12 protein-coding genes are annotated in these 12719 nt (G+C 59.0%); 4 read left to right on the top strand and 8 right to left on the bottom strand.

Annotation, left to right across the window (positions count from 1 at the left end; all coding sequences use genetic code 11):
• Positions 1 to 12: 12 nt before the first annotated feature.
• From PSEUDOMOFG3G_RS06210 to sdhC, 4 genes are read right to left on the bottom strand one after another with little or no spacing between them, the layout of a single operon-like run.
• Entirely contained in the window at positions 13 to 717 is a 705-nt protein-coding gene (locus tag PSEUDOMOFG3G_RS06210; protein WP_047230491.1) for a succinate dehydrogenase iron-sulfur subunit, read from the bottom strand.
• Between the two features lie 11 nt (positions 718 to 728).
• Positions 729 to 2501, bottom strand: a complete 1773-nt coding sequence (gene sdhA / locus PSEUDOMOFG3G_RS06205; protein ID WP_047230489.1) for a succinate dehydrogenase flavoprotein subunit — start codon at positions 2499 to 2501, stop codon at positions 729 to 731.
• A gap of 3 nt (positions 2502 to 2504) precedes the next feature.
• Positions 2505 to 2873, bottom strand: coding sequence for a succinate dehydrogenase, hydrophobic membrane anchor protein (gene sdhD / locus PSEUDOMOFG3G_RS06200; protein WP_047230490.1), 369 nt, complete (start codon positions 2871 to 2873; stop codon positions 2505 to 2507).
• The gene (gene sdhC / locus PSEUDOMOFG3G_RS06195) at positions 2867 to 3241 is read right to left on the bottom strand and encodes a succinate dehydrogenase, cytochrome b556 subunit (RefSeq protein WP_024780620.1); all 375 of its coding nucleotides are present in this window, start codon (positions 3239 to 3241) and stop codon (positions 2867 to 2869) included. Before sdhC ends, sdhD begins: the two co-directional genes overlap by 7 nt.
• Before the next feature lie 364 nt (positions 3242 to 3605).
• On the opposite strand from sdhC, the gene gltA reads away from it, so the two are divergent.
• Positions 3606 to 4895 carry a citrate synthase gene (gltA, locus tag PSEUDOMOFG3G_RS06190; protein WP_003204440.1) on the top strand — a complete coding sequence of 430 codons (1290 nt, stop codon included), beginning with the start codon at positions 3606 to 3608 and terminating at the stop codon, positions 4893 to 4895.
• Between the two features lie 264 nt (positions 4896 to 5159).
• Here gltA and PSEUDOMOFG3G_RS06185 read toward each other — a convergent pair whose 3' ends face one another.
• The 3 genes from PSEUDOMOFG3G_RS06185 to PSEUDOMOFG3G_RS06175 all read right to left on the bottom strand — a co-directional run bounded on the left by PSEUDOMOFG3G_RS06185 (position 5160) and on the right by PSEUDOMOFG3G_RS06175 (position 8295).
• Positions 5160 to 6818 carry a cation acetate symporter gene (locus tag PSEUDOMOFG3G_RS06185; protein ID WP_047229598.1) on the bottom strand — a complete coding sequence of 553 codons (1659 nt, stop codon included), beginning with the start codon at positions 6816 to 6818 and terminating at the stop codon, positions 5160 to 5162.
• On the bottom strand, positions 6815 to 7126 hold the full coding sequence (locus tag PSEUDOMOFG3G_RS06180) for a DUF485 domain-containing protein (protein ID WP_047229599.1): 312 nt from the start codon (positions 7124 to 7126) through the stop codon (positions 6815 to 6817). Before PSEUDOMOFG3G_RS06180 ends, PSEUDOMOFG3G_RS06185 begins: the two co-directional genes overlap by 4 nt.
• Positions 7127 to 7443: 317 nt before the next feature.
• Complete coding sequence (locus tag PSEUDOMOFG3G_RS06175; RefSeq protein WP_139049432.1) at positions 7444 to 8295, bottom strand: glycine betaine ABC transporter substrate-binding protein; 852 nt, start codon at positions 8293 to 8295, stop codon at positions 7444 to 7446.
• A 429-nt stretch (positions 8296 to 8724) separates the two neighbouring features.
• Between PSEUDOMOFG3G_RS06175 and PSEUDOMOFG3G_RS06170 the strand changes: the two genes are divergently transcribed.
• Together PSEUDOMOFG3G_RS06170 and PSEUDOMOFG3G_RS06165 are read left to right on the top strand one after the other, a co-directional pair.
• Positions 8725 to 10023, top strand: coding sequence for a serine/threonine protein kinase (locus tag PSEUDOMOFG3G_RS06170; protein WP_107321775.1), 1299 nt, complete (start codon positions 8725 to 8727; stop codon positions 10021 to 10023).
• Positions 10016 to 10804, top strand: a complete 789-nt coding sequence (locus PSEUDOMOFG3G_RS06165) for a VacJ family lipoprotein (protein WP_076383809.1) — start codon at positions 10016 to 10018, stop codon at positions 10802 to 10804. The genes PSEUDOMOFG3G_RS06170 and PSEUDOMOFG3G_RS06165 overlap by 8 nt, the downstream gene beginning before the upstream one ends.
• 133 nt (positions 10805 to 10937) lie before the next feature.
• Here the strand turns inward: PSEUDOMOFG3G_RS06165 and PSEUDOMOFG3G_RS06160 are convergent, their stop codons facing one another.
• Positions 10938 to 11852: a DUF808 domain-containing protein gene (locus PSEUDOMOFG3G_RS06160; protein ID WP_047229603.1), complete on the bottom strand. Its 915-nt coding sequence runs from the start codon at positions 11850 to 11852 to the stop codon at positions 10938 to 10940.
• Positions 11853 to 11983: 131 nt separating this feature from the next.
• Here PSEUDOMOFG3G_RS06160 and PSEUDOMOFG3G_RS06155 point away from each other — a divergent pair, with 131 nt between their 5' ends.
• Positions 11984 to 12589 (top strand): TetR/AcrR family transcriptional regulator, encoded by a 606-nt coding sequence (locus tag PSEUDOMOFG3G_RS06155; protein ID WP_139049431.1) that lies wholly within the window; start codon positions 11984 to 11986, stop codon positions 12587 to 12589.
• The last annotated feature ends 130 nt before the right edge of the window (positions 12590 to 12719 follow it).

The following is a 12719-nucleotide window of genomic DNA, read 5'->3' as shown; positions in this document are numbered from 1 at the left end:
ACAGCAGCTGAATCACACGCCGCTTTGCAGCAGCATGTTACGTACGTGACCGATGGCCTTAGTCGGGTTCAGGCCTTTCGGGCAGACGTTGACGCAGTTCATGATCCCGCGGCAGCGGAATACGCTGAACGGGTCATCCAGTGCAGCCAGACGCTCGGACGTCTTGGTGTCGCGGCTGTCTGCCAGGAAGCGATACGCTTGCAGCAGAGCGGCCGGGCCCAGGAATTTGTCCGGGTTCCACCAGAAGGATGGGCACGAGGTCGAGCAGCAGGCGCACAGGATGCACTCGTACAGACCGTCGAGCTTTTCACGCTCTTCCGGGGACTGCAGACGTTCGATGGCCGGAGCCGGCGAATCGTTCTGCAGGAATGGCTTCACCTTCTCGTATTGCTTGTAGAAGATGCTCATATCGACGACCAGGTCACGAATAACCGGCAAACCTGGCAGCGGACGAACGATCAGCTTGTTGCCCTTGACCACGGCGGACAGCGGCGTGATGCACGCCAGGCCGTTCTTGCCGTTGATGTTCATGCCGTCGGAGCCGCAAACGCCCTCGCGGCAGGAACGACGGTAGGAAAAACCTTCGTCCTGCTCTTTGATCAGGGCCAGCACGTCCAGCACCATCAGGTCTTTACCACCGGTATCGACCTGGAAATCCTGCATGAACGGCGCGGCGTCCTGATCAGGGTTGTAGCGATAAACACTGACTTGCAACATGGCGGCCACCCTTAGTAAGTCCGGATCTTGGGTTCAAACGTCGGAACGGTCTTCGGCGAGAAGTTCACCGCACGCTTGGCGACACGTTTTTCACCCGGGAAGAACAAGGTGTGGCACAACCAGTTTTCGTCATCACGGTCTTCAAAGTCTTCGCGGGCATGGGCACCACGGGACTCTTTGCGCACTTCTGCCGCGATGGCGGTGGCTTCGGCCACTTCCAGCAGGTTCTGCAGTTCCAGCGCTTCGATACGTGCAGTGTTAAACGCCTGCGACTTATCGTTGATCTTCACGTTGGCGATTCGTTCACGCAATTGAGCCAGCTGAGCGATACCCTTCTGCATGTACTCGCCGGTACGGAACACACCGAAGTAGTTTTGCATGCAGTTTTGCAGCTCGCGACGCAGGGTCGCCACGTCTTCGCCTTCGGTACGCTCATTCAGAGCGGACAGACGCGCCAGGGCGGCTTCGATGTTGGCGTCGGTGGCATCGTCATACTCGATACCCTCGGTCAGCGCTTTTTCCAGGTGCAGGCCGGCAGCGCGACCGAATACCACCAGGTCGAGCAGCGAGTTGCCGCCCAGACGGTTGGCACCGTGAACCGATACGCAAGCCACTTCACCCACTGCGAACAGGCCAGGGATGATTTCGTCCACGCCTTCGGCGTTCTGGGTGATCGCCTGGCCGTGAATGTTGGTGGCAACGCCGCCCATCATATAGTGGCAGGTTGGAACTACTGGAACCGGCGCAACGACAGGGTCGACGTGAGCGAAGGTCTTCGACAGTTCGCAAATGCCTGGCAGACGGCTGTGCAGCACTTCCTCGCCCAGGTGGTCGAGCTTGAGCATCACGTGGTCGCCATTCGGACCGCAACCGTTGCCGGCGATGATTTCTTTCACCATCGAACGGGCAACTACGTCGCGACCGGCAAGGTCTTTGGCGTTCGGAGCATAACGCTCCATGAAACGCTCGCCGTGCTTGTTGATCAGGTAACCGCCTTCACCGCGGCAACCTTCGGTGACCAGTACACCGGCGCCGGCGATGCCGGTCGGGTGGAACTGCCACATTTCGATGTCTTGTACCGGCACGCCAGCACGCAGCGCCATGCCGACACCGTCACCGGTGTTGATCAGGGCGTTGGTGGTGGACGCGTAGATACGGCCGGCACCGCCAGTCGCCAACACGGTAGCCTTGGCGCGGATGTAGGTGGTTTCGCCGGTTTCGATGCAGATCGCGATCACACCGACGAAGGCGCCATCCTGGTTTTTCACCAGGTCAACGGCGTAGTACTCGTTCAGGAACGTGGTACCGGCTTTCAGGTTGCCCTGATAAAGGGTGTGCAGCAGTGCGTGACCGGTACGGTCGGACGCCGCGCAAGTACGCGCAGCCTGGCCGCCCTTGCCGTAGTCCTTGGACTGACCGCCGAACGGACGCTGGTAGATACGGCCGGTTTCGGTACGCGAGAACGGCAGGCCCATGTGGTCCAGTTCGAAAACCGCGGCAGGACCTTCCTGACACATGTATTCGATAGCGTCCTGGTCACCGATGTAGTCGGAACCCTTGACGGTATCGTACATGTGCCAGCGCCAGTCATCGTTCGGGTCAGCCGAAGCGATGGCACAGGTGATGCCGCCCTGGGCGGAAACAGTGTGCGAACGGGTCGGGAAAACCTTGGTGATCACGGCAGTCTTGTGACCGCCCTGTGCCAGTTGCAGCGCAGCGCGCATGCCGGCACCGCCGCCACCAATAATGATGGCGTCGAAAGAAATCGTAGGAATGTTAGCCATGAATCAGATACCCCAAAGAATCTGCACACCCCAGACGAAGTACGCAAACATCGCGACGCCGCATACTGCCTGGAAGAGGAAACGTACGGCAGTCGCCGACTTGCCGAACGCCATCGGCGTCAGGTAGTCGGTCGCGATGGTCCACATGCCGACCCAGGCGTGAGCGCCCAGTGCGACAAGCGACAGCAGACTGAAGATACGCATCCAGTTGTTTGCGAACAGTTCGTGCCATTGGGCATAGCCAAGGCCAGGGTTTGCTACGACATATCCGATCAGGAAAATGAAGTAAGCCGCGAGAACGACCGCAGACACACGCTGCGCCATCCAGTCATAGAGGCCCGAACGGGAAAGGTTCGTGACGTTGGTTACCATATCCAGACTCCTGCCAGAACGATTACCACCACGGAAACGGCGATAACGATTTTCGAGCCCAGCTTGCCGCCTTCCAGCGTCTCACCGATGCCCATGTCCATGATCAAGTGGCGCACACCGGCAACCAGGTGATACAGCAAGGCGGACAGGATGCCCCAAATCACTAGCTTGGCTAGCGGACTGGTCAGACACGCTTTCACCTGACCGAAGCCTTCTTCCGAGTCGAGCGACTTGTCCAATGCATAAAGCATGATGGCCAGGCTGACGAAGAGAATGACACCGGAGATACGGTGAAGAATGGACGTGTAAGCAGTGACTGGGAGTTTGATGGTCCTTAGGTCTAGGTTTACAGGTCGTTGGCTTTTCACGGCTTTTTTTCACACTGAAGAGCCCCTAACAATCAGGGCAAAGTTGTTGGGGCGCGCACTGGTCAGGTACTCACCACCCAGGGAGTGACGACCCCCAAGAAAGCAGGCCCAAAAGCCCCTGGCGGTCGGTGGCCGAGTATAGACAGTTAGGCTACTAATGACAACGCGTTCACCTTCCCCTAATAGCGCATTGCACATATGAAGCAAAAGGCGTAAACGGCAGGCAATTTCGCGGAAAAAGTCAGGTTAAAGCCTTCTGGAGCAAGACTTTAGGCAAATTGACATTCGAATTTATCTCACTATAGTGGTGCGGGCCCTGCGTGGGGGGTCTGTCTGATGATTCCAAGCATTAATAGGAGGCCACATGGCTGACAAAAAAGCGCAGTTGATCATCGAGGGCGCAGCCCCCGTCGAGCTGCCCATTTTAACCGGCACCGTTGGTCCCGATGTAATCGACGTACGGGGCCTGACGGCCACGGGCCGTTTCACCTTTGACCCGGGTTTCATGTCGACCGCTTCGTGCGAGTCGAAAATCACCTATATCGACGGCGACAACGGCATCCTGCTGCACCGCGGCTACCCGATCGAACAACTGGCTGAAAAGTCGGACTACCTGGAAACCTGCTACCTGCTGCTCAACGGCGAGCTGCCAACCGCAGAGCAAAAGGCCCAGTTCGTCAGCACCGTGAAGAACCACACCATGGTTCACGAACAGTTGAAGACCTTCTTCAACGGCTTCCGTCGCGATGCCCACCCGATGGCCGTCATGTGCGGCGTTGTCGGCGCCCTCTCGGCCTTCTACCACGACTCCCTGGACATCAATAACCCCCAGCACCGCGAAATCTCCGCGATCCGCCTGGTGGCCAAGATGCCAACCCTGGCAGCCATGGTCTACAAGTACTCCATGGGTCAGCCCATGATGTACCCACGCAATGACCTGACTTATGCAGAAAACTTCCTGCATATGATGTTCAACACCCCGTGCGAGATCAAACCGATCAGCCCGGTGCTCGCCAAGGCCATGGACCGGATCTTCATCCTCCACGCCGACCACGAGCAGAACGCCTCCACGTCCACCGTGCGCCTGGCAGGCTCCTCGGGTGCCAACCCGTTCGCCTGTATCGCCGCCGGTATCGCCGCACTCTGGGGCCCGGCCCACGGCGGTGCCAACGAAGCGGTACTGACCATGCTCGATGAAATCGGCGATGTCTCGAACATCGACAAGTTCATCGCCAAGGCCAAGGACAAGAACGATCCGTTCAAGCTGATGGGCTTCGGTCACCGGGTCTACAAGAACCGCGACCCGCGCGCCACCGTCATGAAGCAGACTTGCGACGAAGTGCTCAAGGAACTGGGGATCAAGAACGATCCGCAACTCGAACTGGCCATGCGCCTGGAAGAGATCGCCCTGACCGACCCGTACTTCATCGAACGCTCGCTGTACCCGAACGTCGACTTCTACTCGGGGATCATCCTCAAGGCGATCGGCATTCCAACCAGCATGTTCACCGTGATCTTCGCCCTGGCGCGGACCGTGGGCTGGATCTCCCACTGGAAGGAAATGCTCTCCAGCCCGTACAAGATCGGCCGCCCGCGCCAGTTGTACACCGGCTACGAGTCGCGTGACATCACCCAGCTGGAAGACCGCAAGTAAGACCTGCCTTGCAATGAGGTCTTGAGCTGCACCGAAACAGCCCCTGCTTCTTATATAAGAGCAGGGGCTGTTTTGTTTGTGCCCCTCCCCATCTTCTTCGCCCGGTCCGGCGTCATCGCGAGCAGGCTCGCTCCCACATGGAAATGCACTCCCCTGTGGGAGCGAGCCTGCTCGCGATTGGCGGCCGGCCGGCCCCTTAAACCCAACACAAAAAAATACCCCAGCCTCTCGACCGGGGTATTTCTTCAAGCACTTCTCGCTACATCAATGGTTAACCGCCCCACTCGCCCCCAGGCCAGTCTGCGAACGCACAAACTGCGGGAAGAACAGTGCACGCTCGTTCACGCCTTCAGCCGACTTGTCGGTGACGGAGAAGAACCAGATGCCGACGAAGGCAATGGCCATCGAGAACAGCGCAGGGTATTCATACGGGAAGATCGCCTTCTCGTGCCCCAGGATCTGCACCCAGATGGTCGGACCGAGCACCATCAGGCCCACGGCACTGACCAGGCCCAGCCAGCCGCCAATCATGGCGCCACGGGTGGTCAGTTTCTTCCAGTACATCGAGAGCAGCAGTACCGGGAAGTTGCAGCTTGCCGCGATGGAGAACGCCAGGCCCACCATGAACGCGATGTTCTGCTTCTCGAACAGGATGCCCAGGCCGATCGCCAGCACCGCCAGGGCGATGGTGGTGATCTTCGACACGCGGATCTCATCCTTTTCGTTGGCTTTGCCTTTCTTGACGACACTGGCATACAGGTCATGGGACACCGCCGAGGCACCGGCCAGGGTCAGACCCGCCACTACCGCCAGGATGGTGGCAAAGGCTACGGCCGAGATAAAGCCCAGGAAGATGCTGCCACCCACCGCGTCAGCCAGGTGCACCGCCGCCATGTTGTTGCCACCCAGCAAGGCACCTGCCGCGTCCTTGAAGGCCGGGTTGGTGCTGACCAGCAGGATCGCGCCGAAGCCGATGATGAAGGTCAGGATGTAGAAGTAACCGATGAAGCCAGTGGCGTACAGCACGCTCTTGCGAGCTTCCTTGGCGTCACTTACGGTGAAGAAGCGCATCAGAATGTGCGGCAGGCCAGCGGTACCGAACATCAGCGCCAGACCCAGGGAGAACGCCGAGATCGGATCCTTGACCAGGCCACCAGGGCTCATGATCGCTTCACCCTTGGCGTGAACCTTGACCGCCTCGGAGAACAGCATGTTGAAGTCGAAGTTGACGTGCTTCATGACCATCAGCGCCATGAACGAAGCGCCCGACAGCAACAGCACCGCCTTGATGATCTGTACCCAGGTAGTGGCCAGCATGCCGCCGAACAGCACGTAGAGGCACATCAGGATACCGACCAGAATCACCGCAACGTGATAATCCAGGCCGAACAGCAGCTGGATCAGCTTACCGGCACCCACCATCTGCGCGATCAGGTAGAACGCCACCACGACCAGCGAGCCGCTGGCAGACAAGGTGCGGATCTGGGTTTGCCCCAGGCGGTAGGACGCCACGTCGGCAAAGGTGTATTTACCCAGGTTACGCAGGCGCTCGGCGATCAGGAACAGAATGATCGGCCAGCCGACCAAAAAGCCGATGGAGTAGATCAGACCGTCGTAGCCAGACGTGAACACCAGCGCGGAAATCCCCAGGAAGGACGCCGCCGACATGTAGTCACCGGCAATCGCCAGGCCGTTCTGGAAACCGGTGATCCGCCCGCCCGCAGCATAGTAGTCGGCTGCCGAGTTGTTGCGCTTGGACGCCCAGTAGGTAATGCACAAGGTCGCGCCAACGAAAGCCACGAACATGACAATGGCCGAAACGTTAAGCGGTTGTTTCTGCACGGCACCGGTCAGGGCTTCAGCCGCCCAGGCCCCCGGTGCGAAAGCTGCGATGCTCAACAGAGCCATTAGACGCCGGATCATTGCTGAGCCTCCTTGAGAATCGCATTGTTCAGATCGTCGAACTCACCGTTGGCGCGTCGCACGTAGATACCGGTCAGGATGAAGGCCGAGACGATCAGGCCGACACCTATGGGGATACCCCAGGTAATGGTGGACTCGGGCGAAATCTTGGCCCCGAGAACATGCGGCCCGTAGGCAATCAGAAGAATGAAGCCTGAATACAACCCAAGCATGATCGCCGAGAGAATCCAGGCGAACTTTTCTCTTTTTCTCACCAGCTCCTTGAAGCGCGGGCTGTTTTGAATCGAGAGGTAAATGCTGTCGTTCATTGTTTTTATCCTCGCAGCACAGATTTAATTGGAACAGCTCTACTCTATGCGGCTGAAGGCCAGGTTCCAGACGACCTTAGTATTAGAACGACATGACGGTGCTGCCGGTTTCCCGCACACTTTCACAATTGCCCTCCTGTGGGAGCGAGCTTGCTCGCGATGGAGGCGCTACATTCAACATGGATGCAAGCAGATGTACCGCTATCGCGAGCAAGCTCGCTCCCACAAGGGGATTGTGGGGAATCCAGGAATTTCGGGCACAAAAAAACCGCATGACAGACAGTCATGCGGCTTTCGGAACAGTCAGACCAAGTCGATTACTTGATCCACTCGGCCACGCGATCCGGGTGCTTGGCAACCCAATCCTTGGCAGCGGCGTCCGGCTTGGCGCCTTCCTGAATCGCCAGCATGACCTCGCCGATTTCGTCTTTCGAGTTCCACTGGAACTTCTTCAGGAACGCGACCACTTCCGGCGCCTTGGTGTCCAGCTCCTTGCTGCCGATGCTGTTCACGGTTTCAGCCGCGCCGTAAACGCCTTTCGGGTCTTCCAGGAAGCGCAGTTTCCACTTGGCGAACATCCAGTGCGGCACCCAACCGGTGACGGCGATGGATTCTTTTTTCTTCTCGGCACGGGTCAGCTCGGCAATCATGCCGGCGCCGGAACTGGCCTTGAGTTGATACCCGGTCAGGTCGTAATCCTTGATGGCCTGCTCGGTCTTGATCATGACACCTGAACCGGCGTCGATACCGACAATGCGGTTCTTGAAGCTGTCATCGGTCTTGAGGTCGGCCACGGACTGGGCCTTGACGTACTCCGGCACGATCAGGCCGATTTTTGCATCCTTGAAGTTCGGACCGTAATCGACCACCTGATCCTTGTTCTTGGTCCAGTAGTCGCCATGGGTCACCGGCAGCCAGGCCGAGAGCATCGCGTCGAGTTTGCCAGTGGCTACGCCTTGCCACATGATCCCGGTCGCAACCGCTTGCAGCTTCACGTCATAGCCCAGTTTCTGCTTGATGACTTCGGCCGCCACATGGGTGGTCGCGACGCTGTCGGACCAGCCATCGACATAACCGATGCTCAGGGTTTTGGTTTCGGCGGTGGCCAGTGTGGAGCTGATCGCCAGTACCAGTGCGGCACCTGCGCCCAAGAGTCGTCGCATTCTCATCGTTACTTCCCCGAAAGTGCTGCGCCCGACGGATGCCGAGCGGCGTCAACGTATTGTTATGGTGCACAGCGCCCCCATCACGCTCGCCTGCAAAACCGGTTCGAACGTCAGTGGAGTACTGACTCGTTGATCATCAACCTGCGCCGATCTGGAACCTGCTCTGCCTGCGACGTTGAAGCAACGAGAAACGACATCAGAACGCCAGCTACCTGCCTGCGCCATTCGGGCCAACAAAAATGCTCTCCTGCCGGTCACGCCCGAATTCGGCAAACCGCCAGATAACTAGCCGCTACCACGCGTGACCGTGTATCTTCGCGCTACTATCGCGCCCCGTTTGTGCCTGTTTTGTGCCAATCATGGCACTTGGCTTCACTTCGGCGGTCATAGCCTGCGAACTTCAATCGGCATCTTCCTTTAAGGGATCCAGTCATGCTCCATTCCTTGCGCTTCGCTGCCTTCGCCGGCGGCCTTATTCTGAGTGCGTCCGCGCTGGCGGTGGACATCGATGCCGCCAGCTATGGCTACCCCTTGACCAACCCGTTCGAGGCGACCATCGCCACTACGCCACCGGACCTGCGCCCGGAACTGCCCCCGATCGAAGATATCGACCAGGCGGACCACAGCCTGACCCTGCGCCCGGAACGCGAGTTCATCCTGCCAGACAATTTCTGGCCGGTGAAAAGCCTCACCTACCGCATGGCGACCCAGGACAAGCCCGCGCCGCTGATCTTCCTGATCGCTGGCACCGGCGCACGATACGACAGCAGCCTCAACGAATACCTCAAGCGCCTCTATTACAAGGCCGGTTACCACGTGGTGCAGCTGTCGTCGCCCACCAGCTTTGACTTCATGAGTGCCGCTTCGCGCTTCGCCACACCCGGCATCACCAAGGAAGACGCCGAAGACATGTACCGGGTGATGCAGGCCGTGCGCGCGCAGAACCCCAAGTTGCCCGTGACCGAGTATTACCTCACCGGCTACAGCCTCGGCGCCCTGGACGCGGCTTTCGTCGCGCATCTGGATGAAACCCGACGCAGCTTCAACTTCAAGAAAGTGCTGCTGCTCAACCCGCCGGTCAACCTCTACACCTCGATCACCAACCTGGACAAACTGGTCCAGACCGAGGTCAAGGGCATCAACAACACCACCACTTTTTATGAATTGGTGCTCAACAAGCTGACTCGTTACTTTCAGCAAAAAGGCTACATCGATCTCAACGATGCCCTGCTCTATGACTTCCAGCAGTCCAAGCAGCACCTGACCAACGAGCAGATGGCGATGCTGATCGGCACTTCGTTCCGCTTCTCGGCGGCCGACATTGCATTCACCTCGGACCTGATCAACCGTCGCGGCCTGATCATCCCGCCCAAATTCCCGATTACCGAAAGCACCAGCCTGACGCCGTTCCTCAAGCGCGCGTTGCAATGCGATTTCGACTGCTATCTCACCGAGCAGGTGATTCCGATGTGGCGCGCGCGCACCGACGGCGGCAGCCTGTTGCAACTGATCGATCAGGTCAGCCTTTATGCGCTCAAGGATTACCTGCACGACAGTCCGAAGATTGCCGTCATGCACAACGCCGACGACGTCATCCTCGGCCCGGGCGATCTGGGCTTCTTGCGCAAGACCTTTGGCGACCGCCTGACGGTTTACCCATTGGGCGGCCACTGCGGCAACCTAAACTACCGCGTCAACAGCGACGCCATGCTGGAGTTCTTCCGTGGCTAAATATCTCCTGCTTATCGCCGCGTTAATGAGTGCTGGCATGGTCCACGCCGATAACAGCAAGGCCAACGCGCCTGTGGTGGTGGACTCCGACGGTTTCAAGGAACCGTTGAGCAAGCTCAAGTTCAACCCCGGGCTGGACCAGCGCGAGTTCGAACGCTCGACCCTCAACGCCCTGAACGTCTATGACCCGCTGGAGTCCTGGAACCGCCGCGTTTACCACTTCAATTATCGATTCGATCAGTGGGTCTTCCTGCCAGTCGTCGATGGTTACCGTTACATCACGCCAGGCTTCCTGCGCACCGGGGTGAGCAACTTCTTCAATAACCTGGGAGACGTGCCGAACCTGATGAACAGCCTGCTGCAATTCAAGGGCAAGCGTTCGATGGAAACCACGGCACGCCTGCTGCTCAACACCACCGTCGGCATCGCCGGCCTGTGGGACCCGGCCACCGCCATGGGCCTGCCGCGCCAGAGCGAAGACTTCGGTCAGACCCTGGGCTTCTATGGCGTGCCCGGCGGTGCGTATTTCGTACTGCCGATCTTCGGCCCTTCGAACCTTCGCGACACCTCGGGATTGCTGGTGGACTACACGGCTGAATCGGCGATCAACTTCCTCAACGTTTCAGAAGTCAGCGGCAACCACCCGGAACTGCTGCTCCTGCGCGCCGTGGACAAGCGCCACCAGACCAGCTTCCGCTATGGCCAACTGAACTCGCCATTCGAATATGAGAAGGTGCGTTACGTGTATACCGAGTCGCGCAAGTTGCAGATTGCCGAGTAACTCCCGGCCACCCCAAAACCCACTGTGGGAGCGAGCCTGCTCGCGATGAGGGCCTGCCATTCAACATTTATGTTGGCTGGTAGACCGCTATCGCGAGCAGGCTCGCTCCCACAGTTGTCATGTGTTGTCAGATTCAGCTTTTCAGCGCTTTCCAAACCTTGCCCACCACCATCACACCCGCCAACACCAGCGCCCCCGCCACAATCCCGGCCACCGCATTAAGCAACAACGGCACAATGAACCCGGCGCCGCCAGCACTGGCCGTCACACCTTCGATCCAGTGATGCACCACCGGCACGCCATGGGTCAGGATGCCGCCGCCCACCAGGAACATCGCCGCCGTGCCGATCACCGACAGGCCTTTCATCATGTAGGGCGCGGCGCGCAGGATGGCGCCACCGACGCTCTTGGCCAGTTGCCCCGGCTTCTGCGTCAGCCACAACCCCAGATCATCGAGCTTGACGATCCCGGCCACCAAACCATAGACGCCGACGGTCATGACGATGGCGATACCCGACAGCACGATCACCTGCTGGGTCAGCGGTGCATCAGCGACGGTGCCGAGGGTGATGGCGATGATTTCCGCCGAGAGGATGAAGTCGGTGCGTATCGCACCTTTGATCTTGTCCTTTTCGAAGGCCACCAGATCGACCGCCGGATTCGCCACGGCCTCGACCAGTTGCGCATGCTCGGCCTGGTCTTGCGCCTTGCTGTGAAGGAACTTGTGGGCCAGTTTCTCGAACCCTTCGAAGCACAGGTAGGCGCCCCCCACCATCAGCAGTGGCGTCACCAGCCAGGGCACGAAAGCGCTGATGGCCAACGCCGACGGCACCAGGATCAGTTTGTTGATGAACGACCCCTTGGCCACCGCCCAGACCACCGGTATTTCCCGCTCGGCACGCACGCCTGACACCTGCTGGGCATTGAGCGCCAGGTCATCGCCGAGCACGCCGGCGGTTTTCTTGGCGGCCATCTTGGTCATCAATGCAACATCGTCGAGCACCGTGGCGATATCGTCGATCAGTAACAGCAAACTGCTTCCGGCCATGGAGGAACTCCTTGAACAATAATGCTGCGCAGCATAGCGCGCCCGACGTGGCCGCGGGGCATTCTTGAGCGCTTCGCGAGGCCGGTGCTACCATGCGCAACCGCCAGAACAGGCAAGGAACCCCTGGGTTTATGAGCACTATCCGCGAGCGCAACAAAGAACTGATCCTGCGTGCCGCCAGCGAAGAGTTTGCCGACAAGGGCTTCGCGGCGACCAAAACCAGCGATATCGCGGCCAAGGCGGGCCTGCCAAAACCCAACGTCTACTACTATTTCAAGTCCAAGGAAAACCTCTACCGCGAGGTGCTGGAAAGTATCATCGAGCCAATCCTCCAGGCCTCGACCCCGTTCAACGCGGACGGCGTGCCCGGCGAAGTGCTGAGCCACTACATCCGCTCCAAGATCCGCATCTCCCGCGACCTGCCCTTCGCCTCAAAAGTCTTCGCCAGCGAAATCATGCACGGCGCCCCGCACCTGAGCGCCGACCTGGTGGAACAACTCAACGCCCAGGCCCGGCACAACATCGACTGCATCCAGACCTGGATCGACCGCGGCCAGATCGCCCCCATCGACCCCAACCACCTGATGTTCAGCATCTGGGCGGCCACCCAGACCTATGCCGATTTCGACTGGCAGATCAGCGCCGTGACCGGCAAGGTGAAGCTCGATGAAGCGGATTATGAAGCGGCGGCGCAGACGATTATTCGGTTGGTGTTGAAGGGGTGTGAGCCAGGCTGATAGATCGAGTTGCCTTTATCGCGAGCAAGCTCGCTCCCACAGGTTTTGTTGTGAATATAGGTTCTGCTAGCAAACCTGAATCCCTTGTGGGAGCGAGCTTGCTCGCGATTGAAGACAGCTCGATTTCAAG

It is taken from the genome of Pseudomonas sp. FG-3G, assembly GCF_901007645.1.
Taxonomy (GTDB): domain Bacteria; phylum Pseudomonadota; class Gammaproteobacteria; order Pseudomonadales; family Pseudomonadaceae; genus Aquipseudomonas; species Aquipseudomonas rhizophila.
The sequence above is the reverse complement of the archived record's forward strand: the minus strand, read 5'-3'. Positions and strand labels throughout refer to the sequence as shown.